The following is a 26,186-nucleotide window of genomic DNA, read 5'->3' as shown; positions in this document are numbered from 1 at the left end:
CCGTGGGTCCAGGGGGCTGGGTTGGGTGGGCTGATAGGTGGTTGTCCACAACGTGCTCTGCTGTCCACAGGCCCCAATCACCGCCCCGGTTTTGTCGGGTTTCCTCGGTAGGCTGTATATCGGGGGCTCTTGCGGCAGATGATCTTGTGCGGGGCGGGCAGTCCCAGCGGCTTCCGGGTGTCCAGTGGTCAACTAGGTCTCCCACCCGCTCTTCGGAGCCGTCGGTGCCAACTGCTCGATGGGGCGGACTTCCTTTGCGCGGGGGGGACGACACCCGTAGCGTTTCCTCGCGGCAGGGCCAGTCTTTTCGGCCCCTGCTTTGCGGACCTGCCACGGGTGTCGTAGGGGCCCCGCGCAAAACAAGTCCGCCCCATCGAGCCCACCGCACCACCAGGACCGGGCCGCGAGGTTGCCGCCAGGCAACGAGCAGGCCCCCTCGCTCGGGTCAGGGTTGATTTGCCAGGTGCAGAACGGCGTTGGCCAAGACGTCTGTCCCGTCGGCGCATGCGGCTGGGGTTGAGTGTTCTCGTGGCGTGTGGCTGATTCCGCCGTTCTCGCCTGCTACGAACACCATCGCGGTTGGGCAGAGGGCGGCGATTTCTTGGGCGTCGTGCCCTGCGCCGGACATGGTTCGGACATAGGGCAGGTCTAGGTCGTCGGCTGTGCTCGCGAGGAGGTTTTGGATGGCTGGGTCGAACGGGACCACGGGGGTCTTGGCCATTCGTTCCCAGGTGGCGGTTACGCCGTGTTGGGTGGACAGGGTGTGGACGTAGGTGGCTAGGTGGGATTCGGCGGCGGTCATGTGGGTGTTGTTGGGGTTTCGGAGGTCGATGGTGATCGTCGCCGTGTGGGGGATGACGTTGGTTTGGCCATCGCTGACAACAAAGTTTCCTACTGTGGCGCGGAGCTGACCGAATTCGCCGCTGTCGCACATGCGGCGGGCTTCGACCACGACGGAGGCGGCGACCAGGCCTGCGTCGTGGCGGGCGGGGATGGGGGTGGTGCCCGCGTGGGCGGCCTCGCCGTGGAGGGTTAGGCGTTGCCAGGAGATGGATTGGACGCCTTCGACTATGCCGATGGTGACGCCCGCGGTGGACAGGATGGGGCCTTGTTCGATGTGGCACTCGATGTAGGCGTGCGGGATGGGGCGGCGTTCGTGGGCTTCGCCGTCGAAGCCGATGCGGATGAGTTCCTCTTCGACTGTCTTGCCGTCGTTGTCGGTGAGTTTGTGGGCGTGCTCGAGTGGGATGCGCCCGGCGGTCACGGCCGAGCCGAGCATGTCCGTGCCGAAGCGGACGCCTTCTTCCTCGGTGAAGAAGCCGACCTCGATGTCGCGCAGGGTTTCGATGCCCGCGTCGTCGAGGGTGCGCATCACCTCGATGCCGCCCAGGACGCCGAGGGTGCCGTCGAAGGCGCCGCCGGTGGCGACGGTGTCGATGTGGGAGCCCATCAACACGCAGGGCAGGGACCGGTCGCGGCCTGGTCGGGTGGCGTAGACGTTGCCGATGCGGTCGACGCGGACTTCCAGTCCGGCCTCGACCATCCACGCCACGCACCGGCGGCGGGCCTCGGCGTCCGCGTCGGTCAGCGCCAGGCGCCGGACGCCGCGCAGGCCGGTGGCCTCGTCGTCGTAGGCGCCGATCTCCTTGAGTTCCATCAGGGTGGCCCAGAGCCGGTCCCGGTCGATGCGGATGGTCATCGGGTGCGTCCTTCCGTGCTGAGCAGGACAACGACGGCGTCCGGTGCGAGGTCCACCCGCCGGGCGCCCGCGAGGGACGCCGCGCCGCTGGGTCCCGAGGAGACGCCGAGCCTTTCAAGGTCGTCGACAGCGCGCAGTGCTTCGGCATCGCTGACGGCGACAGCCAAGTCGCATCCGGCGCGCAGCACCGGCCACGCGGAGCCGGAGACGGTGCCGCAGTTGAGCCCGGCCATCACCGTCGTGCCGGTCGGCACGGTCACAGGGCGGCCCGTGCTCAGGCTCGTGAGCAGGCACGCGGCGGTGTCGGGCTCGACGGCCAGCACGCCGGGGTGCGCGGTGCCCGGCCGCCGGTAGTGCCGCACGACGGCCTCGGCCAGCGAGCCGACGCCGACCGGGACGACCACCAGGTCCGGTGGTGCCGCCAGTTGGGCGTCGACCTCGCGCACCAGGGTCTGGTAGCCCTCGACGATCCACGCGGGCACCTGCTCGTAGCCGTCCCAGGCGGTGTCCTGGACCAGCGCGCGGTCGGACCGCTCGGCGAACTCGGCGGCGCGGCGGACCGCGGTGTCGTAGTTGCCGTCCACCCGCACGACGTCCGCGCCCTCCCCGGTGATCCGGGCGGCAGTCGCCTCGGACACCACTCCCGGCACGAACACCGTCGCGCCGACCCCCAGGTCAGCCGCCACCCGCGCGACCGCGCGGCCGTGGTTGCCCTCGGTCGCGGTCACCAGTCCCACACCCGGCCGCTGCCGCAGGACCTGCGAGCACGCCCAGGAGGCGCCGAGGACCTTGAACGCGGGCAGCCCCAGCCGTGACGACTCGTCCTTCACCCACACCTGCGCGACGCCGAGTTCGGCCGCGAGCGCGGGAAGGGGCACCAGCGGTGTGGGGGCGTACCCGAGCAGCGACCGGTGGAACGCGTGCGCCGCGCCGGACACCTCCGGGCCGGTCCAGTCCCGGGCTCTCGGCGAGTGGTACCAGGTCATACCGACCATCGTCGCCCCGCGGACTCAACAGGTCCAGCGCGGAAACCAGGACGATAATGTTAAGTGAACCTGATGCTTCCCGAGGAGGTGCGGTGCTCGACCTTCGACGCCTGCGGTTGCTGCGCGACCTCGCCCGGTTGGGCACCATCACGGCCGTGGCCGAGGCCCGGTCCTACAGCGCGTCCGCGGTCTCCCAGCAGCTGTCCGCGCTGGAGAAGGAGACCGGAGTGCGGCTGCTGGAGGCGGCGGGCAGGCGGGTCCGGCTGACGGCGCAGGCCGAGGTGCTCGTCGCGCACGCCGAGGTGCTGTTGGCCGAGGTCGAGCGGGCCGAGGCGGCGCTGGCCCGCTCGCGGCACGAGACCGTCGGCACGCTCCGGGTCGCCGCGTTCCAGACCGCGGTCCTCGCGCTGGTGCCCACCGCGCTCACCCGGTTGCGGCGGCGGCACCCGGGGTTGCGGGTCGAGGTGACGGAACTGGAGTCCGAGGTCGCCCTGCCCGCGCTCGTGGCGGGCGAGTTCGACCTGGTGCTGGGCGAGGAGTACCCCGGCCACCCGCTCCCCCGCCCGCGCGAGACCGAACGCCAAGACCTGCTCACCGACGAACTCCGCCTGGTCGTCCCGCCCGGTTGGCGCGAACGCTCCCTGCCCCGCCTGGCGTCGCGGCCGTTCGTGCTGGAACCCGCGGGCACCATCGCCCGCGAGTGGGCCACCGCAGCCTGCCGCCAAGCGGGCTTCGAACCCGACGTCCGCTACACCTCGACCGACCTGCTGATCCACCTGCGCTTCGTCGAGCACGGCCTCGCCGCCGCCCTCCTGCCCGACCTCGCAGGCGCCACCCACCACGCGGCCGTCACGACCCGCCGCCTCCCCGGCCGCCCAGAGCGCGCGATCTTCGCCACCACCCGCCAAGGCGCATCCGGCCACCCCGGTGTCGAGGCCTTCACCGCCGCCATCCGCACCCCCGCGGACGCGACCAGCAGCCCCGAACCCGGGACAGCACGCCACTGAGCCCACGACGGCTACCGGCGCCGTTCTACCACCAGCAGCCGATTCCCGACGGCATGTCTATCGTCCACATCGGACGATCTAGCCGCACGCCTTCCCGGGGCGGCACCAGGTCAGCTCGGCGCCCAGCTGGGAGTGCGCCGCGATCCCGTCGGCGAAGTAGAAGAGGGACAACCGCTCGCCCGCGGCGATCTCCGGGGTCGTGCTGGCGGTGACGTCGGCGGTGGCTCGCTGGTTGAGGATCGACAGCAAGCGGATCCGGGCCTCGCCGGTGCCGGTGGTCCACACGGCTGTGCCGTCGTCGGCGACGCGCAGAGTGCCGCGCCCTTCCCACGTTCCGGTCAACCCGGCCTCGGCGGCGGAGCGCAACGGACCGCACCGCGCGCTCGAGTCAGCCGGGTGCCACGTCCCCGCGTTCAGGTCGGCGCAGTACAAGGCGCTGACGGCTGTGGTGCCGGTGGTGCGGAACGGGCGGCCGTTGTCGTCGATCACCGTTTCGCCGCGGCGGGTGCCGGAGGTCCAGGTGACGCGCAGGCGCCACTCCACGTCGTCGGTGGACACGTTCGGGGTGATGAGGAACTGCTCGACCTCGGACTCGTTGACCTGGAACGGGAAGCTCGGCGCAGGAACTTTCTCCCCGCCATCCGCACCGGGCAGGCCCACCGCGGCCGCGCTCGGCTTGTTCAGGTCGACACCGAAGCTGCGCGGTGTGACATCACCACCGCACGGGGTTTCCAGCCACACCCCCGTCGACGCGGGCCGCCGCGACACCACTTCCGCGCGCATGGACTGCAACACGACCGCGGCGGGCAGAGAACCCTGCAGCGTCACCGAGACCAGACCCTGGTCGGCCTGCGTGGCACCCTCCGGTCGGTCGCTCACCGGCACCGGCCCCGCGGGGGTCGGCACCACCCAGCCGCCCGCGCACTTGCTGCCGGCACCAACCGTGACCACCGCGCGCAACTCCGGCTCCTCGGCCCGCGTCAGCACCACCACGGCCAGCGTCGCCACCCCGGCCACCACGACCACGACACCGGCCACCGCCAGCCGCACCCACACCGGCAGGGCGACCGCGGTGGAGTTCATGGTGACCGGCCCGGTGATCGTGCCCGCCTGCAGCACCTGCCCGTCGACCCGGCCCGTCACCGTGTTGCGCACCGAGCCGCCACCCCCGGGCGCGCGCGTCGAGGCCACCAGCGCCCCGATCGCGACCAGCAGCCCGGCGATGCCCGCGACCCAGCTCAACGCCTCCAGCACCGGCCGCAACGGGTGATCGCGGTTGGTGAGCCACACCGGCACCCCGAACCGCACCACCGCCCAGGTGGCGCCCCCGACGACCAGCGCGCCAACCCCGACCCGAACCGCCCGACCAGCCACCCGACCCCCTCCGACCGGCTAGATGATCGCACCCGGCCACCCGCCCCCGCCGCCACGGGCATACTCGACCGATGACCGGTGCACCGCGGCGCGCGTTCCTCGTGGTGTCGGCGCTGCGCGGCAAGTCCTGGCTGTGGACCCTCGTCGGCCACCTGCACGACGTGCTCGACCGCGACGGCACCGACCTGGTCTTCAAGGCCCCGCACCGCGACTACGACGTGCTGGGCACCCGCAGGCTGCTGCGCGGCATCACCCACCGCGGCGACGACCGGTGCGGGTTCATCATGGTGACCGACCCCGCGCGACTGGAGCCCGCCCTGCACGAGTTCAGCGCCGACCTCGACGGCCCGGTGGTCTACCTCGACGTCGAACCGTTCACCCGCGAGGACGACTACCCACCCCGCACCGGCTTCGTCGGCTACTCGGCCCGCGAGATCTGCCAGACCGCGGGCCGGTGGCTGGCCCGCACCCTGCCCCACCCCGAGCCGTCGGTGCACGTGGTCGCCAGCCGCGAGCACCGGGGCAGGCAGGACGGGTTCGTCGAGGCCCTCCGATCAGCCCGGCCCGCCGCCCGCCTCTCCCTCGACGACACCTGCGCCTTCACCCGCGCGCTCGCCCAGGACTCGGTCCGCGCCCGCCTGCGCGCAGGCCCCCTCGACGCCGTGTTCTGCACCAATGACGACATGGCCCTCGGCGCCGTCGACGCCCTGCGCTGGGCCAACCACGACCACACCACCGTCACCGGCGTCGACGGCGCGGCCGACGCCCTCGCCCTGATCGACGCGGCTGACAGCCCCCTGCGCGCGACCGTGGTCCAGGACTCCTACGCCATCGCCGAGGCCGCGGTGGACCTCATGCACCGCCTCCTGGACGGCCGCCCCGCGCGGACCCGCACCTACCTCGAGCCCTTCATCCACCTCAACCGCACCCGCGAATCCACCCCGGCCTGACTCACCAGCGTGCCGCTCGCTCTCGACCCGAGTTGTCCACAACGGCTTCAGCTGTCCACAGCTTCCCCGGATGCCTCTTGACAAGGCCCAACAACCGATATGCTGTATGTGGGTGGCCCCCCGGGTGGGCGGGGGTCTGCCGTCCGGGGGGTGGGGGTTCGAGCAGGGATTTCGGCGGGCTTGCAGTCGCTTGTCTGTGACGGCTGCCGTCGCCTTCCAGCCAAAGGGCTCGAGTACTGAACGGTGTCGTGCCCGGCTGGCTGATCAAGAGGCCCGCGGCATGCCGTGTCGCCGAGGGCGGCGGCTAATTCGAGTTCGCCTTCGCCGAGTTCAGCACTGCGGAACCCGCCTGCCGGGTCGTCAGAGGGGTCGTCGCCCTGGGCCTCGACGCGGAGTTCGGCGCGAGCGTCCAGAAGACCGAAGGCCATTGGGCCAATCGCACTGAAGGCCGTCGTGGTCAGCGATGGCGCGCTTGCGACTCAACAGGAGGTCGTGCACCTACCGGGCCGCGACCGGAGGCGCTCGTGGGGCAGGACGTGTCGCTGCGGGTGGAGGGTGGGCATCGCCCGGGTCAGGGGTTTGGTTCGGCGCTGCGGGAGTCGAGGAACACCAGGGTGCCGTTGGGTTCCACGGCCATGATGGGGAGCTTGCGGCCGACGGCGTTGCCGGTGGTTCCGTCGATGGTGAAGGTGCCGCCCGCGCCCCGCACGGCGTTGCGTTCGCGGTCCGAGCGCCCCAGTTCGGCACGGATGGACTTGCGGTTCGGCAGTTCGCCCGCCGCCAGGCCGTTCATCGAGCGGCTGATGGACTCCGCGGCGGCGAGGGTCGCGTCGTGCATCATCACGCCCCAGCCGTCGTCGAGGTCGGTGGGGTCGAAGCCGAGGCGGTCGAAGTCGGCGGTCAGGGTGTCGAACTCCTTGATGCCCGCCTTGCGCGCGGCCTCGGGGTCCACGTGCGGGGTGTAGCGGATGGCCAGGCCCGGTTCACCGGCCTTGGGGCGCAGGTCGGGCCTGGTCCGCAGCATGGACGCGTCGGAGCCGGTGGCCAGGGTGATGGTCCGGTCCAGGGCGCAGCCGCGGGTGCGCAGGTTGGCGATCAGGTCGTCGAGCAGCACGGCCCGGCCCGCGTAGAGCACGGTGTCGGGGGCGCCGTCGCCGCACAGGTCGCGCATGATCTCGCGGAACTGGGTGTCCAGCGACGCCTCGGTGTCGAACCGGCTCTTGACCGAGATCGACACCTTGCCGCGCGCGGCCGCCGCCTCGAACTCCTCGCGCAGCGACGAGGTGTAGAGGTCGCTCTCATCGCTGTCGTAGACCAGCATCGCCTTGCGCACAACGGGTTGCGCGAGGTGTTCGGCCAGGACCGTTACCTGGTCGCGGGTCGTGGTGCTGACTCGGGTGAACCCCTTGATGTAGCCGGGTGTCCCGCCGTTCTCCGACGGCGACAGCTCGGCGAAGCGCGCCGCGGTCACCACCGAGGCGACCATCGGGATGTCCACACGGGACAGTTCGACCGCGGTGTCCCTGGCGTTCTTCGTGCTCTGCCCGACCCCGACGACGCCGACCAGGTGCTCGTCGTCGGCCAGCTCGACCAGCTGCTCGACCACCGCGCGCCATTCCTGCTGCCTGCTACCCGGGTTGGCCAGTAGCAGCCGCACCTTGGGTTCGCGCTTGTCCTTGTTCGCCGCCACCTGAGCGGCGTGCGCACCCTCCAGCTGGGCCCGGATACGGCCCCAGGTAACACTTCCGCCGACCGGGTTGGGCAGCAACGGGGTCAGCACGGCGAGCGTCACGTACGGTGAGCCCGCCACGCGCTCGTTCTCCGCGAAGATCTTGTCCTGCACGGTCCGCAACTGCTCGTCGAACACATAGGACCCGTCCGTCACCCCCACGCATTCGCCGTCAACCTGGTAAACACCCTCCGCGCAACGGGAAATCCGATCCCAGGCGAAGAGACCACCCGCGGCGACCAGGGCCAGCGCCACGGCCGCGGCCACCACCCGCAGCCGCAGCCGCGACCGCTTGGTGGCCGGGGGCAACGGCGGGACGAACGCCACCGGGCTGTCCGCGTAGCGCGTGGTCCGCGCTCCCCTGCTCTCCGACCGGGCCCGGTTCGCCACCCGGTCGACCGCCTCATCGAAGTCGCCCCGGACCACGCGCCGGTCGGCGGCGAGCTCCCGCAACTTCTTGAGCCCGCTCTCGCGCATCGCCACGCGTGCGGTCGTCGAGTACTCCTCGGCCAGCCACAGCGCGACCACCGCCTCGGCGATCAGCCGCCGCGAGCCGTTGGCCTCGTCGGTCCAGCCGACCGCGTCCAGCAGGCGGTAGCGGTTCACCTGGCCGCCGTCGAGGTCGCACGGCGCCGCCACGACGGTGTCCAGTTCGGCGAACCACGCCTTGGTCGCCCGCAGCTTGGGCTCGAACCAGCCCACGACCGAGGTCAGGTCGTGCGCGGCGAGCGCGTGGTAGCGGCGGTGCGTGGTGGCGCCGTTGTCGCGCAGCCAGGTGTGCACCGCGGTCCACCGCCGCGGTGTCTGTGCGAGCCGGTACAGCAGCAGATTGCGCAACGCGGGCAGCATCACCTGGCGGCCTGCGGCGTCCTTGACCTGCAACTCCTGGGCGACGGCCGCGCCGTCGGGCGCCGCGTCGGCGAACCGGGTCAACACGGCGGCCGCGTCGATGTGCGGGGCGGCCGCGCACAGCTCCAACCAGGCGACGAGCTCGTCGGGCGGCGACTCGCCGAGGAAGTCGCGCAGCATCCGCTCCGCGAGGGTGATCTGCGCGGCGCCGACCGGTCCCCGCCACCGCTCACCGAGCAGGTCGCGCGGCGAGGTGGCCTGGCGCAGGTGCCCGGTCGCGCCTACCAGCAACGCGGTCGCGCCGGGGTGGCCGCGGGTGAAGCGGTGCACCGACTCGGCCACGTCGCGGCGCGCGTTCAGCATCGGGTTGCCCACCTCGGAGACCAGCTGGGTGACCTCCTCCAGCGTCAGGTCGCGCAGGGCGATCGGGTACGCGTCGGCGTAGCGGGCATCGGTGGCGCGCTGCTCGTAGTCCGCGCGCCCGGCCTCCTCGGCGGTCGGCAGCGGGTCCTCCCCCGCGATGTGCTGGGCGACGGTGCCCGAACTGGTCGCGACCACGGTGAGCGGGTCGGCGTCGCGCCGCCGCGCGTCGGCCAGCGCGTTGTAGAGCAGGCGACCGGACTCGGTGTCGATGTTGTCCAGCAGCACGACGCAGTTGAGCGACCAGGTGCGCACGCCCCGGTGCGAGGCGAACGCCGCGCGCAGGTCGGCCAGGAACGCCGACCACAGCAGCTCCGCGGCCTCGGTGCGGTCGCCCTCGCCCGCCTCCGCCCTGGTCAGCCGGTGCAGGCGGATCAGCTCGTCGTAGGCCCGGTCGCCCTCGCCGTAAAACTCCAGCCCGTCCCCGAGCACGACCCGCCTGCCGCGGCGCCAGCGGACCAGCCCGCGCAGCAGCAGGTCCGGCATCAACCGGACGACCCCCTCCGGCACGCCGGACAGCCCCGCAGCGACCTGACCCACCTGGTCCTGCAGGAACGCCCGCAGCACGTCGATGTGGCGCAACCGCTCGAGCGCGCGGCGGATCGAGGTCCGGTCGGCCGCCAGGTTCGTCAGCGTCAACGGCTCGGCGATCGCGGCCTGCGCGGTGACGAAGCGGGGGAAGGGGATCGTGCCGTAGCCCGCGGCCGTCCGGTTGAACTCGAAGGTGAGGAAGGACAGCACCTCCCACGGGACCGCGTCGAGCAGCTCCCCGCAGTCGATGCGCGCGTAGGGCACGTTGCCCTCGAGCTCGGCCCGGACCGCGTCGAGCAGGCCCGTCTTGCCGCTGCCCTTGGGCCCGGCGAACACCACGATCGGCGAGCGCCGGGTGCTCGGCCGCCCCTTCACCAGCGGCCGCTCCACGAACTCCCGCACCAGCGCGATCGCCCGTGTCCTGCCCGCGAGCTCACCCATGTGCCACAACCCTCCACCGCAGACCGGGTGGACATGGTCCCGACCGCGCGCCACCCCTGTCCGGACCTTGGCGCACGGCCACCTGAACGGCCCAATCCGGCCGCCGCGCCAGACATTCGTCCACTAGGGATGGTGGTCAACTCCCGGCCAGATGCCGCCACACCCGGTTAAGGCGCCCGTTGCGCTCTGGATGAACACACCGCCGCCGGTGGCGTCACGTGATTAGGCTGGGTGGCCTCAACGGGGGTGGAGGACAGCGGATGCGGCCGGTGTGGGCGGAACGACTCGACGAGGGCTTTGACCAGCACCTGAGGACGCACCACGAGAGCCTGGCGACAACTCTCGGCGACATCAGCCCGGTGGCGTTCGCATGCGCGGTGTGGCGACTGGCGGGGCCGCCCACCGCCGACCCCGGGTACCTCCACCGGCATCCCCGCGTGCTGACAGCCGTGTTCACGCCGAGCGCGTGGGACGGCACCCTGACCGCCTCCGCCACCCTCGCCGCACCCTGGCCCGCCGCGATCGCCTGGCCCCGGGACTGGGTCGCCGACCGAGGCTGGCGAGACTGGCCCTCGCTGTTCGGCCAATACGTCGACCCAACCGCGCGCGACATAGCCGCCGTCCCACACCTGCGGTCGACCCTCCTGGTGGAAGCACCGGTACCGTTCACCGACCTCCCACCAGCCCCCGAGTCCGCCGCCGCCGTACCGGAAGCGGCGAGGTTGGCGTTGGCGGTGCTGGTGCGCGAGGCAAGCGCCCTACTCACCCCAATCCTCACCCGACTCGACGCGGCGACCAGGCCGGGCTAGCACCCTTCTGTCCGAATAGGACGAAAGCACCGAGACGGCGTGTCCGGCAAACGCTTGCTGAGCGGTCAAGAGCTGATCGTCCCAGACAGCCGCGTGGTTGTGTCACCACCTAGCCAGCCCCTGCCGCCGATGCCAACCCCCGGCGTACCCAAGATCATCTGCCACAAGAGCCCCCGATATACAGCCTACCGAGGGAACCCGACAAAACCGGGGCAGTGATTGGGGCCTGTGGACAACAGAGCACGTTGTGGACAACCACCCGCCAGCCCACTCAACCCAACGCCTGGACACTCGGAAGGTCCGGTGCCAGCTCGCCTGCCGTCAGGACCGCCCCAACTCACCTGATCAACCCCTGGACACTCGGACCCAGTGGTGCCATCCCAGCTCCCGCCAGGTCTGCCCCAACCCACCTGGCCAGCCCTTGGACACTCGGAACAGCCGGTGCCAACCCAGCCCGCCCTCGGCTGCCCTGCCAACCCAGCGCATGGACACTCGGACCCGTCGGTGCCAACTGGCCTGCCGTCAGGTCCGCCCCAGCCCACCTGCTCAGCGCCTGGACAGTCGGACTCGCTGGTGCCAACTGCTCGATGGGGTGGACCTGTTTTGTGTGGGGGAGCGGCAGCCGTAGCGTCGGTAGCGGACAGGGCCATGCTTTTCGGCCCCTGCTTTGCGGTCCTGCCACGGGTGTCGTAGGGGCCCCGCGCAAAACAGGTCCACCGCATCGAGCAGAGCTCGAAAAGTCGCGGATCGGGCCCGAGGTCGCCGCCAGGCGACGAGGCCGTCCACCGGAGCCGAAGGCGGAGGCCCCGAAGTTCTTGCCCCGCATCCCCAGCCACGGCCTACGCCAAGATCAACCTGATCGAAAGCCCCCAAATACACAGCCTACCGAGACCCACCGACACAACGGGAGCATCAACCAGCGCCCTGTGGACAGCAGAAGGCGTTGTGGACAACCAACCCCACACACCTGCCGCCACAACCCAACCACGCAAGATCAACCCGATTGATCACGAGCGGTGGCGAGAATCCCCCGCCACCGCTCGTCCATCAGATCCCGCAAGGCGATCCAAGACCCGCCCGCGCGTGACCAACCACAATATCCGTCCCCGCGATCAGTCTAATATGGAGCGCGTTCACCGTGATGCCATTCGCCCGGCGGACTTGCTCATTGGTCGTAACCGTCCCCACCAACGGGATGCTGATGTTGACCGACGTAGTGGGAACGACGAGCCTGCCCGCGACCCGAAGGTTGGACAGCGCACTGGAGCCGGACACCGCGATCGCACCCGTGGGCGTCGTAGTCGCGACAGCCTCAGCGCGGAGTTCGTCGGCGGTGATCAGGCCGCTGAGGAGGTTGAGCGCCGCTGTGTGCGTGGTGGCGCGAGCAGTGCGCAGGCCGTCGGGGCCGACGGAAGCGACCGCGTCGTTGGCGATCACGGCCGTGGTGCCGATCGGCGGCAGAGGTGCGTCAGCCAGGGTCGCGCTGTCCGAGCCGGGCGTGGTGGTGCAGGTCAGGTCGGCCGGAGCGATCGGCGGTAGCGGGCCGAGCAGGGTGGACACGCGGGTCGCGTGTGCGTGGGCGTCGAAGGTGTACGCCGGGCCGACGACCCGCAGGGTGGAGCACGACGGCGGGTCGAGGCCGACGAGCGGGGTGACGTCGCCCGCGCAAGTCGTATAGGTGCCAACGGTTTGCGGGCGGACCGGGACGGTGATGGTGCACGACGCGGCGCCTGCTGGGAGTGTGGCGGTGGTGTACAGGTTGGTGGCGCCGCTGGTGCCGAACACCGGGTCGGCGCAGGTCGTGTCAGCCGCGGTCGTCGAGGCGTTGAGGCCCGGCGGCAGGCTCAGCCGCAACGACCAACCCGCCTTAGCGCTCAGCTCACTGGTGTTGGTCACGGTGAGGGTCAACGTGGACGTGCTCCCGACCACCACCGGGGTGGTCGCGTAGGCGAGGTCCAGCCGAGGGGTCACGTCCAGGACGCGGATGTTGTCGAACGCGCCGTCGTTGCCGTTGCCGCTGGGCTGGTCGTTCACCAGGCGCAAACCGACCGACGTACCGGAGAACAGCACGGGCGCGTCGCTGTGGAAGGTGCCGACCGACGTGCCGTTGACCACGGTCGTCGCGTCAACGCAGGGCACGATCGGCCGCTCGAACGCGGGCACCGCCGTGCCGCCGTCGAGCAGGTAGAAGGCGTAGCGGGCGTTGTCGGCGTAGCAGTTCTGCTCGGCGACGTCCACGGAGAACGCCACGAACCGGTTCGTCGCCGACAGCGGGATCGGGGTGACGCTCTGCAGTTGCGTCTTGCCCGCGCCAGGGTCGCTGTGCGTGTACGCGGTCACCGCGTGGTTGGTCGCCCCGGTGCCGTCCGACCAGTCCCCCAGCACCCTGGCCAGGTCCTTCACCCGCGGCCACCACCCGCCGCACCCGGCGCCCGGCGGATCGTTGAGCTGGTTGAGCGGCGAGGCGATGATGCCGTTGCACGAGGTCAACCACGCGGGATCGGCGGTGTAGGTCTGCCCCAGCGGCGCGGGCCCGGTGTAGTCGTCCACCCACGTGACCGCGGCACCCTGGCCGTTCTCAAACCCCTCTTCGAACACCACCGTCGGCGCCAACGGAACCCCCGGCGCCGCAGCGGACGCAGCGGGCACAGCGACGGCGGGCGTGGCCACCACAACCAGGCCGGGCAGGCTCAACAGGGCCGCAGCGACCACAGCACCCCATCGACGACGAGAGACGTCCACGACCGAACCTCCCAAAGCATCGGCGCGAACCGGGTACACCCGGCCCGACGGTTCATCGCGCCGCGCCGGGCGCTGGTTGCACCAGGTGGACGGTCCTCACCCCACCGGGTCGGACGTTCACCCGGGCCCGCAGGCCGCCACCACCGCAACGCCTGTGGAACCCGGGTGCGTTGCTCTCTTCGAGTCCCCGGTCGGGTGGTGCCGCGCGATCACGTCACCGCCGCCGCACCAGTTCGCGGTCCGTTCACACGACGATCATGTGCGGGAGAGGGGCTGTTGGGTCGGTGTCGGGAAGGTCGGGAGGCCCTGTCGGATCGACTTCGAGGACGGCTCTCGTGACTGACGTTCGCGTTTCCCGGCCGCGCCTGCGGGCGATCGCCGCGGCGTGCGCCGCGGTGGTGCTCGGTGCGCTCGCCGCGCCCCAGGCGCAGGCCGCCCCCGCCGACGACATCCGGATCAACGAGGTGGTGACCACCGGCGACGTCAACGACTCGATCGAGCTCTACAACAAGGGCGCCGCCACCGTCGACATCTCCGGCTGGGTGCTCAAGGACGACAACAACAGCTCGTCCTACAAGATCCCCGCGGGGACGACGCTCGCACCGGGCGCCGCGCGGGCCTTCGACGTGCACGACAAGTTCGGCCTCGGGTCCGACGACGACGCCCGGCTCTACCTCGCCAACGGCACCACGCTGGTCGACAGCGTCAACTGGAGCAGCCACTCCGACCCGTCCTGGTCGCGTTGCGCCGACGGCACGGGCACCCTGCGCGCGGCCGCGCTCACCCTCGGCGGCCTCAACGACTGCGTCGCCGCGACCGCGTGGCCCGGCAGCGGCTCGGTGTCCAACGCCGACGCGGCGAACGTGTTCGGGTCCGACCTCAGCGGCCTCTACCAGGAGGGCGGCGTGCTGTGGGGCGCGCAGAACTCCGGCAAGCTGTGGCGGCTGGTCCCCAACGGCACCGGCGGCTGGACACCGGCCACCGGCTGGCTCTCCGGCAAGGCGCTGCGGTTCCCCGGCGGGACCGGCACCCCGGACAGCGAGGGCGTGACCGTCACCGGCTCCGGCTCGGCGGGCGGGGTCTACGTCGCCAGTGAGCGCAACGGGTCGGGGTCGAGCAGGCTGTCGGTGCTCAAGTACGACGTGAGCGGGTCGGGCAGCTCGCTGACCGCCACCAAGGAGTGGAACCTGACCTCCGGCCTGCCCGCGGTCGGCGGCAACCTCGGCTTCGAGGGGATCACCTGGATCCCCGACGCCACGCTGACCGCGGCCGGGTTCCGCGACGAGTCCACCGGCGCGGCCTACAACCCGGGCCTCTACGGCGCGCACACCGGCGGCGTGTTCTTCGTCGGCGTCGAGGGCACCGCCCTGGTCTACGGCTACGTCCTGCAGGACTCCGGCACCGCGACCCGCGTCGCGTCCATCGCCACCGGCCTCGACGGCGTCATGGAACTCCAGTGGGAGCCCCAGTCCGCCCGGCTCTGGGTCGTCTGCGACGACACCTGCGACGGCGAACACCGGACCCTGGCGATCAACCCTTCCGGTGTGTTCGCCACCACCGCCGTCCACAACCGCCCCAGCGGCATGTCGAACCTGAACAACGAGGGCTTCACCCTGGCGGGCTCCAGCGAGTGCGTCGGCGGGTCGAAGCCGGTGTACTGGGCCGACGACAGCAACACCGGCGGCCACGCACTGCGCAAGGGCACCATCAACTGCTGACCGATCCGGCGCGCGGCGAACTCCCTTTCGCCGCGCGCCGGGTATTACCTCCGGGGTAATCGACGTCGAGTCTTCCTTCGACAAGACTTCGTGAAGACACCGGCACCGGGCCGGGATTCGAGTCGGGAGAATTGCCGTGAGCGACCTCAACGCGATTGTCGACGCCTACCTGGCCGTGTGGAACCGCACGGACGCGACAGCGCGGCGGGAGATGATCGAGGCCCTGTGGGCCGAGGACGGCGCGTACGTCGACCCGCTGGTGTCGGTCACCGGCTGGGCGGGCATCGACCAGGTCGTCGCCTCGGCGCAGGCGCAGTTCACCGGGATGCGCTTCGTCCTGGGCGACGTCTTCGACGAACACCACAACGTCGTGCGGTTCACCTGGGAGCTCGTGCCGACCGCGGGGGCCGAGGCGATCGTGGTCGGGTTCGACGTGGCTGTCGTCAACGCGGACGGGCGGATCCAGAGCGTGTACGGCTTCCTGGACAAGGTACCGTCGTAATCGCTCACCGGCTCCGCAGGTACTTCTCGGTGGCCTCGTCCGCGGGGTAGAAGTTCTCGACGTGCAATTCGTCCACGGTGATATCGCGCGGCGTGCCGAAGGTCGTGACCGTGCTGAACAACGACAATTCCTGACCGTCGAAAAGCAGCCGCAACGGCACGAACACATCCGACGTGTCGTCCAACGCCGACCCGCCGAGCTGGTTGGTCGCCGGGTAGCCGATCAACTCCCGGTACAGCGCCGCGAGCTCACCGTTGCCGCTCGGCCCCGCCTTCAGCTGGCGCTCAACCCTGGTCAACACGTACTCCCGCCACTGCGCCAGGTTCAGCATCCGAGCCGCCAGCCCCTGCGGGTGCAGGCTGTACCGCAACACGTTGAACGGCGCCGCGAGCAGGCTGTCCGGGGCACCCCGGGTCAGCAGCGCGACGCTCGCGTTCGCGTCGACCATGGTCCAGCAGGCGTCCACAGCGAAGGCGGGGAACGGGTCGTGGCCGTCCAGCACCCGGCGGATGGCGGCCCGCACCATCTGGAGGCGGGGTGTGTCGAGGGGGGTCTCGGCGTAGGCGGGTGCGTAACCCGCGGCGAGCAACAACCGGTTCCGGTCGCGCAGGGGGACGTCGAGGTGCTCAGCCAGCCGCAACACCATGTCACGGCTGGGCGCGGACCGGCCGGTCTCCACGAAACTGAGGTGCCGCGCAGAGACGTCGGCTTTGGCGGCGAGGTCCAGTTGGCTCAAGTTGCGGTCTTTGCGCCAGTCCCGGATCAACTCGCCGATGGCGGAGACGCGTGCGGCCTGCTGTGTCATCCCGGCCAAGCCTACGGTCCGACCGCTCCGGTCGCCCAAGCACTCGCACGAGGTCACACCCCCGCCCCCTTTGCCCACACCGCCCTGATCGCAGCCGCCTAGGCGCTTGCCCACTCGCAAAGTCTGATGACTCACTTCCCTTGCTCGCCCTGTCCCCTAGGCGCCCTCACTGGCCCACAGATCCTGCAGCCCGCTCTCCCATCCCTCCGCCCCTAGGTGCCGTCACTGACCCGCAAGTCCCACAGCCCACCCTCCTACCCCCGGCCCTAGGCGCCCACACTGACCCACAAGTCCCGCGACCCGCTTCCCTATCCCCCGGGCTCTAGGCATCCTTGCTGGTCCACAAGCCCCGCAGCCTTCTCTCCCATCCCTCGACCCTAGGCGCCCACACTGGTCTACAAGTCCCGCAGCCCGCTCTCCTATCCTCGGCCTTAGGCGCCCTCACTGGTGCACATGTCCCGCAGGCCGCTCCCCCACCTCTCGTCCTAGGTGCCGTCACTAACCCGCAGGTCCCACAGCCATCTCTCCCACCCCTCGCCCCTCTAGGCGCCTTGCTGGTTCACAAGTCCTGCGGCCGGTTCCCCTGTCCCCGGCCCTAGGCATCCCTGCTGGTCCACAAGTCCCGCAGCCTGCTCTCCCCTCGGCCCTAGGCGTACTCACTAGCCCAGAAGTCCCGCAGCAGCTTCTTTCTCCCTCGCCCCTCTAGGCGCTCTTGCTCGCCCGCAGATCTGACGACCCACTCCCCTGTCTCCCCGGCCAACTCCGCGCCCCCTCAGACCCCTACCAGTTATCTTGATAGCTAATAGCGGATAGCAGTTCCCGAACTCCCGACCCACCGCCCTGGTGCGGCGCCACCGGGCAAGCGCGAACTAGCCTGGCGCGGTGGCTGAGAACGACATGCCCGCCGCCGAGCGGGTGGCGCGGCTCAAGGAGCGGGTGTACCTGACGTTCACCGCGTTGGCGGTGGTGTTGGCGCTGCGGTCGCACGCCGAGCACGCGGGAGAGGCCGCCGTGCTCCTGTTGATCACGGTGACCGGCACGCTGCTGGCGGTGCTGGTGGCCGATGTCGTGTCGCACATCGCGGTGCACGCGGCGCTGCCGGACCGCGGGGAGCTGGGGCGGATGCTGCGGATCAGCTTCGGGGCGCTCGGCGCGGTCACCCTGCCGTTCATCTTCATCGGGCTGGCCGGGCTCGGGGTCTGGCGGGTGGAGGTGGCGCTGCGGGCGTCGACGATCGCCCTGGTGGCGTCGCTGGGGGCGATCGGGTACATCGCGGTCCGCCGGGTGCGGTTGCCCCCGTGGCAGCGGCTGATCGTGCTGTTCGCCGAGCTGGCACTGGGCGCGGCGGTCGTCGGCCTCGAACTGCTCGCGCACGGCTGACCGGGAAGAGGGCTGGCAGATCAGCGGGGCCGCAGTTTGTAAGCGCGGATCAGGGTCACCGCCACCGTGCCCCCTTCGGGAGTCGTGGCAGTGGTACGCAGGGAGACAGAAGCCGCACTAGCCGGGTGGCGCAGGAGGATCGCGCGATTGCCCACCGCCGTTGCCTTCTGCCAGGTTTGACCTTCGTCGTAGGAGACGCTGGTGACCTGATGGCGGGGGTGGGTCAGTGTGTCCGTGGATTGGGCCTGCAGAGCAATGGGGATGAGGAACGACACGCCCGCTGGAGCGGTGTTAGCGGCATCCAGTGCTGGGAAGTACCTGATGGCGGACAACGGAAGCGCGACTTCACGGTCGGTGTGAGTGGACCGGAATGTCCATTCGGCACTGACTTGGGTGGAGAGGTCGTAGGGGGCGGACCTGCTCACTCGCGCGGTCAAGTGGTAGTCAGCGGCCCCTGGCGGAACCTGGAGGGCAGCCGACGGCGTGTCCTTCCAGTGCCCGATTGCACTGCCGTTGCGGGATAGTTCGATGTCCAGGGAGTTCCAAGAGGAGATCCCGGCGTTCGCGGCCGAATCGCTGAGGAGGGGGAGGAAGAAGTCGATCGTGTCACCATCGCGGACTGCCCACGGGCGTTGCTCGGCGGGAAACGCGGGGCCGAAAGGCGCGTGGTTGAAGGGAAGCCGGTAGGTGCGGCCAGGTAAGAACGTGCGGACGCCGCCCATGAACATGGCTCTAGCGGGCCAGGGATTGGCCGGGTCGACCTCGTACAAGACGGTCAACCATTCAGTGTCGTCGAAGTTGTAGTACTCCGTGCGGGTGGTCGGCAGCGGCAGGTCGAGCACCGCCCCCGCCGTCAGCAAGTCCTCCGATCGCACGTTCGGGGATGCCTGCCGGATGCCCGCATCGCCCGGTACCTGGAGGTTGAGGTCCGCATGAACCGTCGCTAAATCTTCGCGCCGCACGACCTTCGTGAACCCGGTCGGCACAGTGCCCCGGGGAAACCAGGCCAGGCCGTAGAAGTCACCCGCGGGGGTGGTCCATTGCGTGTTCACGGTGGTGATGAGCGCATCTGGCGGCAGCGACGGTCCGAGTTGCGCGAGCGACACCGCACTCAGATCGGCGGTCAGGTGTGAGGCCGCGGTCGGGTAATGCGCCATGACGACGTTGAAGCCGATCTCGCCGAGCGCAAGTTCGGCGCGGGGATCCGGCGGGGTCACCCGGATCGGCCTGCTGGCGACCGCTGGGGTGTCGACGGTGGTATCGCGGTCCAGGACCAGGTTGGGGCGCGGCAGAATGTGCGCGTGGCGGGTGCCGTCAGCTGCGGTGGTGTTGATGACGCTGTCGATGAAGTAGCGGCCCTTGGGTAGCCGGATGGTGAGACTACCGTCGGAGTCGTATGGCAGGTGGATCTGGTTGTTGTCCAGCCCCACGATCGCCACCGAGTAGTCACCGGTCAGACGTCCCGCCGTGTCGCGCAGCGTGATCGTGAGATCGGCGAGGTCACCCGGCACTGGAGGCGTGGACGCGGGCGCGAGGTCGAAGCGGCGAAGGTCTAGGTCGGCGGTCGTCCGCCGGAGGACGTCCTCGGGTATCACGTAGAAGTGGTCTTTGGTGCGGTAACTGTGGAACATGAGCTTCTCGCGGCCAGGAGCGGGATCGACCGACAGCGTGGTTCGCGGTCCGCCGACCACCGTCACCTTGTCCCCGGTGGGCAGAAATGTGGTGCGCCCGATCAGCGGTGTGGCAGTGGAGATGCCGGCCGCGGCGGGCTGGGGGAATGCGGCGAGGGCGAGTACCACTCCCCCGATAGCGAATCGTCGACTGGCGCGCACGGGCACCTCCGAAGGAAGTCACGAGGCGCCAGCATGGCACGACGTCGAGCCCGGCAGTACCGACGTTCGACAGGCGGGAGCCCGCCACACGGACAAATTACTCCACTGTGGACTCTTTGACGATCTGAATGAACTCCCGGGCCTTCTCGACCCTCGAGTAGTAGGCGGCCAAATGGTCGGCGCGGGTGCGGCTGGAGCGCAAAACGCCTCCCTCTTCCGGCCCCGTGTCGCTCAACTCGGACTCGTCGAGGTGGGCGAGGAAGGCGAGGAGTTCGGTTCGAGTGCTGGGATCCGCGGCGAGTTGCTCGCGAACAAGCGCGGGAAAGCCCGCGTAGTACCGCCCGCCGTGGTATTCGTCGACGATACCGAGGTACATCGCGTCCAGGCTGGGGAACGACGACCGTGCGATGACCTCGGTGGGCAACTGGCGCCCGTGCCGCGCGTGCGGGTTCGAGCAGTCCTGTTCCAGATCCAGTTCGAGTAGCGACTGCGCGGCCTGTGATGCGGCGAGGGCGACCAGCCCGTCGTCACCGATGACGGTGTCGTGCAGGTCCAGTTCCCACAGCTGGGGCAGCGGCGCCCACCGGGCAAGCGCTCGCGCGGCATCGGAGCCGATTGGGTTGTAGGCCAACGAGATGCCGCGGAGCTCTGGCGCTTCGCCCACCAGTGTGAGGTTCTCGACTTCGGCGTCCTCGAAGCCGGTCCCAGCGAGGTCCAGGGTGCGCAGCGTGCGCCAGACCGGGGCGTCCCGCAACGCCGCGGGCCACCCGTCGCACGGGTTGCACGACAAGTTGAGCGTGGCGAGGGCGGCCAACTGGTCGGACATCATCAACGCGGTGAACCCGTCGACACCGAGCCCGCAGCACGACATGTTGAGGTGAGTCAGGTTCTTGGCGTTGCGCGAGGTCGCCCACGCGCTTGCGCCCGCGTCACCGATTGGTTGCACAGCGTTCTGGTAGTAGCCCTGGATCGCCCCGACGCGTCCGCCGAGGTCGAGGTGTTCCAGGACCGGCAGGTCGACCTCGGCCGCCAACCGGCTCGCACCGGGCGCGTCGAGGTGGTTGCGGCTCAGGTCGAGGTGGCGCAGTCGTGGGAACGAGCCCGCGGCGAACGCGGCGGTCGTCTGGTCGGTGGCGACGAGGTCGGCGAGCGCCAGGTGTTCGACGCGCTCGTGGTCGAGGGCGTCGACGACCCGCGTGATGGTCGCGTCACCGATGGGCAGCAGTTCCAGGGTCAACGCGGTCAACCGGCCGAGCACGCCGCTGGCGATGATGGCGTCGACCCCGCGAGCGCCGAGCCCGTGTCTGCCGAGGACGAGTTCGACGCCCAGCACGGTGAGCTCACGCAGGCCGGAGAGGTCGGCGGTGGCGAAGAACGCCTCGCACGCGTCGTTGTCCTGCTCGATCACGTTGCCCGCGAACAGGTCCATCAGCGTCGAGTGGCCGTTCCACCCGCAGCGGAACCCGATCCCGAGCCGTTCGAGTCGGGCGAGTTCCGGGCAGGCGGCCAGTTCCGCGGCTTCGTCGAGGTCGCGCACCAGGACGTCGGCGGACCGCAGGTCCGGCGCGAGGCCCGACCGCAGCAGGTGCGCGAGGTCCGAGCCGGACACGGCCACGTGCCGCAGGCGCCACGGCCGCCCGGCGGGCGGGCGGAAGGTGGGCAGGCCCGAGTGCAGGAGGGAGTCGCCGAGGGTGATCAGGCTCAACGACTCGATGCGGGGCGCGGACTCGTGCTCGGCGAACCTGGCCAGCATCTCGTCGTCGTGTTCGCTGAGGTACTCGACACGGACTTCCCGCAAGTCCGGCCAGTGCGCCAAGGAGTCGGTGAACGAGTCGAGGACGCGCCGGTCGCTCATCATCCACCCGACCGTCACGGTGGTCATCTGGCGCACTTCGGGCCGCGTCCGGGGATCCGGGAAGGCGACGTCGAGCAACTGGCAATGTTTCACAGAGACGTCCAGTGCGTGAACAAGTGGCCAAGTCGCTTTGGAATGCCCGATCGCGAGCGCGGCGTACCAGGACCAGGGGGCTTCGCGCGCCGAATCCGGCCACGCGGCAAGGCCTTGAGCGCACTTGGCGATCAGCTCTGGCGGGTTCCCCGCACGGTCTATCGCGGCGCAAAGCGCTCGAAAGGCGATTTTGCTCGGCGGCCCAGCAAGGATCCGGTCGATGCCGTCGTTGTCCACGGCCGCAGTCTAACCACGAGTCTTCTGTGGACAAGCTCGAATCCTTTGAGGATCTTCAGCGACTATGGTCCACTGTGCACAAAGGAAGCCCACGACAGCGGAGCGTGGGGGAACTGGGCGCGCAGCCGTTGGACCGCGTCGCGCAGGGCGCGGGCGGACCGGTCGGCGTCCGGCACTCCCCCGGCGGTGAGCGCGCTGTAGACGTCGGCGGCCAGGGTCATCGAGAGGTCGTCGGGGATGGTCCAGAGGGTGGCGATGACGTGCCGGAAGCCCGCGACCTGGAAGGCGGCGGACAGGTGCATCGCCTCGTCGAGGACGCGGACGCCACCGGTGGAGGTCTCGCAGGCGGACAGGTAGGCCAACTGGCCAGCGGGGAAGCGGTGGCGGGCGATCTCGACGACGCTCAGCGGGCGGTCGTAGAGGTAGAGCGCGCTCGTCGCGGGTTCGATCGGGTGTTGGGCGCCGTGGCAGCTGAGGTGGGCCCAGGGGTGGGTGGCGAGGGCGGCGAGAACGGCGTCAGCGGTCGCGGCGTCGGCGGTGAGCGTGGTGCCCACGGGCAGGTGCGCACGGACCCGGCCGGTCTCCGCGGCGGCGAAGGGCAGCGGGGGCAGTCCGTGCCTGGCGCTCGACTGGTCCACCACGAGGGCGCGGGCCTCAGCCGAGGACGGCTCGGCGCGGGCTCGGCGCAGGGTGCTGATAGTGGGCAGGTAGGACGACACAACGTCGTCGAGGGCGGACACGGTCCGTTCCGGCGTGTAGTGGCCCGCGGCGTGCAGCGGCAGCATGGTGAGCGGACCCGTCGGGCACCACCAGAGGCGGGGTGCCCCGCACCGGGCGAGGACCGGTTCGACGATCGTGTCGTAGGTCCAGGCCAGAACGTCAAGAAGCGCTTTGTGGGCGGCTCGGAGGTTCGCGAAGGTCCGGTCGTCCTCCGCCGCGCCCCGGGTCCGCAGCAGCAGGTTCGCCCGCTCGACGGCGGCGGCGTGGGACAGGTCGGGCAGGTCGACCACGACGGGTTCGTCGTGGGTCACCACGATCGCGGCGCACCCGTGACGGCTGAGGTTGACGATCACCACCGGACCGGCGGCCGCCTGCGCGGCGAGGTCCTCGTAGGGTTCGGCGGCCAGGAACGAGGCGAAGCCGTCGAGGGCGCGGACCCGGTCGACGACCTCGTCCCACTCCTCGGCGAGGCGGCGGCGGGCCTGGGCCAGCCGCTCGCGGTCGAGCACGGCCAGTTCCGGGAGCGGTTCCGGGGCGTCCAGCGCGGCGCGCAGTTCGTCGAGCCGGTCGACGAGCGCAGGCGCGGCCGCGCGCGCCGCGGTCAGGTCGGCGCGGGTCTGCGTGACCTGGTTCCAGGTGACCGAGCGACCCTGCTCCAGCACCTCGACCGCACGGCGTGGGTCGCCCGCGCGCAGGGCCAGCGCGCAGGCGTCGCTCGCCAGCCCGGACCAGTGCCAGAGGTGCCGTTCACGGGCCGACTGGTCGAGGCCGCGCCAAGCCAGCACGGGCAGCAGCGAGACAGCGAGGGCGAACGCCTCTGCGGCGTCGGCAGGGTCACCGAGGCTTGCGGCGGTGTCTCCCCATATCCACGCGGCGCGGAGGCGGATGTCTGGCGCTCCTATAGGACTGCGTGCCGCGGTACGCCACTCTTCGGGAATCCCGGTGGTTGGGTTGGCGGTGTGCCGGGCGTGACCCGCTGCGAAGAGGAAGCCGACGTGGTCCGGGTCGTCGACAGGGGTCACGCGGACTGCGGCCGCCGTTACCTCTACCGCCCTGGCGAGGTCGTCGGGCTTGCCGCGGGTGATGAGTGCGTTGCCGAGGTTGGCCAGGTAGCGGCCGCGCTCCACGTGGTCGGCTGGCGCTGTGTCGACAGCTTCAGCGGCAGCTGCGACCATCGCGTCGATGTATTCCAGTGCCTCAGGGTTGTACTCGAACGCGCTTAGCAGCACCCCGGAGAGGTTGGACAAGTACTGCGCGCGGTTCGCCCCGGCCTCGGTGAGCTCAACGGCCTGTGAGGAAGCCTCTATCGCTGCCTCGAGATCGGCGGGGTCCTCGCGAGCTTCGAAGCGGCTGCGTAGTGCGATGCCGAGGTTGGATAGGTACCCACCTCGTGCTGAATGCGCCTCCGGCATAGCCGCTACTGCCGCGCGTCCGACCTCCACAGCTTCGTCGAGGTCAGCAAGGACTGCGGTGCGGCGGAATCGGACTCGTAAGACGGCGGCGAGATTGCCTAGGTGCGAAGATCGCTCGGGATGGTCGCCGGGAGTCATGGCGACCGCGCGGCGGGCGAGAACTACGGCTTCGTCGACGTCGGCGAGCCGCCCGGTGCGCTCGAAGCGTAGAGACAGGACCAGGCCGAGAAGGTTCAGCAGCCCGGGCACGTCGGCGTGGTCGTCTGGGAGTTGGGTGAGTGCTTCTCGCGACCGGCCGACGGCGGCGTGGAGGTCGGTAGTTCTGCCTGTGCGAAGGAACCGCGCCGCTAACGCGGACGACAGGTTCACGAGGAATCCGGCACGACCTTGCTGGCCAGGAGGCATGGAGTCGACGGCTGCTTGGCCGGCGGTGACAGCGTCGTCGAGGTCGCTCGTGTCGTCGGTGACCTCCGCACGCAGGCGCAGTGTGTAGGCAAGGTTAGACAAGAGGCGGGCTAGATCTGGCGTGCCGCTTGCGGCGGTGACGGCGTCTCGCCCTGTCTGGACCGCCGCGTCGAGATCGGCTCTATCGCCTCGGGTGACGTACCGCTGCAGGAGTGCCGAAGACAGCTCGGACAGCCTGGACCCGCGGTCGTCGACGTACTCGGTCTCGACGGCCGTGGTAGCGGCGACGATGGCGGCATCGAGGTCCGCTGGATCGCCGACTCGTTCGAAGCGGAGGAGGAGCGCCGCGGCGTAGGTGGCGAACACCGTTGGCCTGTTCGGCCCACCTGGTTCGGCTTCCGCTGCCTCTCGTGCCGCCGCCACGGCTTCGTCGATGTCGGTGACAGTGCCGGTGCGTGCCGCTTTGGTACGCAATAGTCCGGCGAGGTTCGACAACATGGCTGAGCGGCTGGAGTGGCGCGGCGGAGCTTCCGCGACAGCCTCACGTGCGGCGGCGATACCTGCGGTGAGGTCGTCGAGGGAGCCAGTGCGCACGTACTGCTCGCGAAGCGCGTTGCCCAGGTTCGACAGATACTTAAGTCGCTCGGGAGCGCCTATAGGTGTCTGCTGGACCGCCGCTCGCCCCGCAGCGATCGCAAGGTCCAGGTCGGCCACATCTCGGTACCAGTCGTAGCGGGTGAAGCCGCAGTTGGAGAGGCTGCTGAGGTAAGAGGGCCGCTCGGCATCGTCAGGTGGCGCAGTGTCGAGTGCTCGTTGAGCCGTGGCAAGGGCTTCGTCGATGTCGGCGCGTTGGTGGCTGCGCTCGAATCGGGTCCGCAGCGTGGTCGCGAGGCTCGACAGGTACCCGTTAACGTGCGGGTGCCCGGCTGGGAGGGCGCCGATCGCTGCTCTTATCGCATCGATCGCAGCCTCTAGGTCTTCCAGCGCACCAGCGACTTCGTGACGTGTCCGCAGGGCTATGGCGTAGTTGCTCATCGCCGCAGCACGGTTCTCATCCGCACCAGGCGCTGCGGCGGCTTGGGCGCCGAACCCGATGGCGGTATCGAGGTCGGCAGGGTCGCCTGCCACGTCGAACCGGCTGAGGTGCGCGCCCGACGCGTTGGACAGGTACCAGCCGCGGTTAGGAGCGTCGGCCGGGCACGCGGCCAGCGCTTTGGTGAACATGGTGATCGCGTCGTCGAGCGCGGCCCCGTCGCCGGTTTCCTCGAACAGGCCGTAGAGCCGGGCACCGCTGTCGTTGTACGCCGACCCCGGGTCGTCCTCCATGCTGCGCAGCAGGTCGAGGATCGGCGGCGGCACGGCGTCGGGGTCGATCCGCCGGAGTTCGGTGAACAACTCCACGGCGACGGAGAAGTCGCGCTGGTCGTGGCCGTCGGGCAGGGCGATGTAGCGACACCAGTGGAAACGCGCGAGGACGAAAGCGGTCCATGCGCTGATCTCGGTGCTGCGGGCAAGCTCCCAGGCATGCGCGAGGAGCTCGCTGCCCGCCTCGTCCAGCACCGTGGCTGGGTCGCTGTCGCGGCCGAAGTCGCCGACCCGCCGATCGAGTTCGTCGATCACCGCGTCCAGATCCCTGGCGTCGCTCACACCACCAGGATGCCCGATGGCGGCGCGCTATTCTCCGGTCGAA

15 protein-coding genes are annotated in these 26,186 nt (G+C 70.2%); 6 read left to right on the top strand and 9 right to left on the bottom strand.

What is annotated here, in order from left to right; genetic code table 11:
• Positions 1-445 precede the first annotated feature (445 nt).
• Both LV75_RS12080 and LV75_RS12075 read right to left on the bottom strand, forming a co-directional pair.
• Positions 446-1,699 carry a M20 family metallo-hydrolase gene (locus LV75_RS12080; protein WP_253886940.1) on the bottom strand — a complete coding sequence of 418 codons (1,254 nt, stop codon included), beginning with the start codon at positions 1,697-1,699 and terminating at the stop codon, positions 446-448.
• Positions 1,696-2,685 (bottom strand): pyridoxal-phosphate dependent enzyme, encoded by a 990-nt coding sequence (locus LV75_RS12075; protein ID WP_253886939.1) that lies wholly within the window; start codon positions 2,683-2,685, stop codon positions 1,696-1,698. The genes LV75_RS12080 and LV75_RS12075 overlap by 4 nt, the downstream gene beginning before the upstream one ends.
• Positions 2,686-2,777: 92 nt before the next feature.
• On the opposite strand from LV75_RS12075, the gene LV75_RS12070 reads away from it, so the two are divergent.
• Positions 2,778-3,692: a LysR substrate-binding domain-containing protein gene (locus LV75_RS12070; RefSeq protein WP_253886938.1), complete on the top strand. Its 915-nt coding sequence runs from the start codon at positions 2,778-2,780 to the stop codon at positions 3,690-3,692.
• A 78-nt stretch (positions 3,693-3,770) separates the two neighbouring features.
• Here LV75_RS12070 and LV75_RS12065 read toward each other — a convergent pair whose 3' ends face one another.
• Positions 3,771-5,066, bottom strand: a complete 1,296-nt coding sequence (locus tag LV75_RS12065) for a hypothetical protein (protein ID WP_253886937.1) — start codon at positions 5,064-5,066, stop codon at positions 3,771-3,773.
• Between the two features lie 71 nt (positions 5,067-5,137).
• On the opposite strand from LV75_RS12065, the gene LV75_RS12060 reads away from it, so the two are divergent.
• Positions 5,138-6,016, top strand: coding sequence for a sugar ABC transporter substrate-binding protein (locus tag LV75_RS12060; protein WP_253886936.1), 879 nt, complete (start codon positions 5,138-5,140; stop codon positions 6,014-6,016).
• Positions 6,017-6,587: 571 nt separating this feature from the next.
• On the opposite strand, the gene LV75_RS12055 is transcribed toward LV75_RS12060, so the two are convergent.
• Complete coding sequence (locus tag LV75_RS12055) at positions 6,588-9,986, bottom strand: hypothetical protein (protein ID WP_253886935.1); 3,399 nt, start codon at positions 9,984-9,986, stop codon at positions 6,588-6,590.
• Positions 9,987-10,246: 260 nt separating this feature from the next.
• Here LV75_RS12055 and LV75_RS12050 point away from each other — a divergent pair, with 260 nt between their 5' ends.
• The gene (locus LV75_RS12050) at positions 10,247-10,795 is read left to right on the top strand and encodes a hypothetical protein (RefSeq protein ID WP_253886934.1); all 549 of its coding nucleotides are present in this window, start codon (positions 10,247-10,249) and stop codon (positions 10,793-10,795) included.
• Positions 10,796-11,842: 1,047 nt separating this feature from the next.
• Here LV75_RS12050 and LV75_RS35470 read toward each other — a convergent pair.
• Positions 11,843-13,537: a choice-of-anchor P family protein gene (locus tag LV75_RS35470; RefSeq protein ID WP_253886933.1), complete on the bottom strand. Its 1,695-nt coding sequence runs from the start codon at positions 13,535-13,537 to the stop codon at positions 11,843-11,845.
• Between the two features lie 335 nt (positions 13,538-13,872).
• Here LV75_RS35470 and LV75_RS12040 point away from each other — a divergent pair, with 335 nt between their 5' ends.
• Both LV75_RS12040 and LV75_RS12035 read left to right on the top strand, forming a co-directional pair.
• The gene (locus LV75_RS12040; protein ID WP_253886932.1) at positions 13,873-15,255 is read left to right on the top strand and encodes a lamin tail domain-containing protein; all 1,383 of its coding nucleotides are present in this window, start codon (positions 13,873-13,875) and stop codon (positions 15,253-15,255) included.
• 136 nt (positions 15,256-15,391) lie between these two features.
• Positions 15,392-15,757: a nuclear transport factor 2 family protein gene (locus LV75_RS12035; RefSeq protein WP_253886931.1), complete on the top strand. Its 366-nt coding sequence runs from the start codon at positions 15,392-15,394 to the stop codon at positions 15,755-15,757.
• A 4-nt stretch (positions 15,758-15,761) separates the two neighbouring features.
• Here the strand turns inward: LV75_RS12035 and LV75_RS12030 are convergent, their stop codons facing one another.
• On the bottom strand, positions 15,762-16,562 hold the full coding sequence (locus tag LV75_RS12030) for a helix-turn-helix domain-containing protein (protein ID WP_253886930.1): 801 nt from the start codon (positions 16,560-16,562) through the stop codon (positions 15,762-15,764).
• An 882-nt stretch (positions 16,563-17,444) separates the two neighbouring features.
• Here LV75_RS12030 and LV75_RS12025 point away from each other — a divergent pair.
• On the top strand, positions 17,445-17,942 hold the full coding sequence (locus tag LV75_RS12025; RefSeq protein WP_253886929.1) for a hypothetical protein: 498 nt from the start codon (positions 17,445-17,447) through the stop codon (positions 17,940-17,942).
• 20 nt (positions 17,943-17,962) lie between these two features.
• On the opposite strand, the gene LV75_RS12020 is transcribed toward LV75_RS12025, so the two are convergent.
• From LV75_RS12020 to LV75_RS12010, 3 genes are all read right to left on the bottom strand, one after another.
• The gene (locus tag LV75_RS12020; RefSeq protein ID WP_253886928.1) at positions 17,963-19,453 is read right to left on the bottom strand and encodes a hypothetical protein; all 1,491 of its coding nucleotides are present in this window, start codon (positions 19,451-19,453) and stop codon (positions 17,963-17,965) included.
• A gap of 418 nt (positions 19,454-19,871) precedes the next feature.
• Entirely contained in the window at positions 19,872-21,656 is a 1,785-nt protein-coding gene (locus LV75_RS12015) for a leucine-rich repeat domain-containing protein (RefSeq protein ID WP_253886927.1), read from the bottom strand.
• A gap of 365 nt (positions 21,657-22,021) precedes the next feature.
• Complete coding sequence (locus LV75_RS12010) at positions 22,022-26,143, bottom strand: CHAT domain-containing protein (protein ID WP_253886926.1); 4,122 nt, start codon at positions 26,141-26,143, stop codon at positions 22,022-22,024.
• Positions 26,144-26,186 lie beyond the last annotated feature (43 nt).

The sequence above is a fragment of the Actinokineospora diospyrosa genome, assembly GCF_024171925.1.
Lineage (GTDB): Bacteria > Actinomycetota > Actinomycetes > Mycobacteriales > Pseudonocardiaceae > Actinokineospora > Actinokineospora diospyrosa.
Note: the sequence above shows the minus strand (reverse complement) of the source record. Positions and strands in the feature narration are given on the sequence as shown.

Coding starts and splice junctions, on each gene's coding strand:
- LV75_RS12080 (WP_253886940.1), bottom strand. CDS start 1,699: ATGACCATCCGCATCGACCGGGACCGGCTCTGGGCCACCCTGATGGAA.
- LV75_RS12075 (WP_253886939.1), bottom strand. CDS start 2,685: ATGACCTGGTACCACTCGCCGAGAGCCCGGGACTGGACCGGCCCGGAG.
- LV75_RS12060 (WP_253886936.1), top strand. CDS start 5,138: ATGACCGGTGCACCGCGGCGCGCGTTCCTCGTGGTGTCGGCGCTGCGC.
- LV75_RS12055 (WP_253886935.1), bottom strand. CDS start 9,986: ATGGGTGAGCTCGCGGGCAGGACACGGGCGATCGCGCTGGTGCGGGAG.
- LV75_RS12050 (WP_253886934.1), top strand. CDS start 10,247: ATGCGGCCGGTGTGGGCGGAACGACTCGACGAGGGCTTTGACCAGCAC.
- LV75_RS12030 (WP_253886930.1), bottom strand. CDS start 16,562: ATGACACAGCAGGCCGCACGCGTCTCCGCCATCGGCGAGTTGATCCGG.
- LV75_RS12015 (WP_253886927.1), bottom strand. CDS start 21,656: ATGACCACCGTGACGGTCGGGTGGATGATGAGCGACCGGCGCGTCCTC.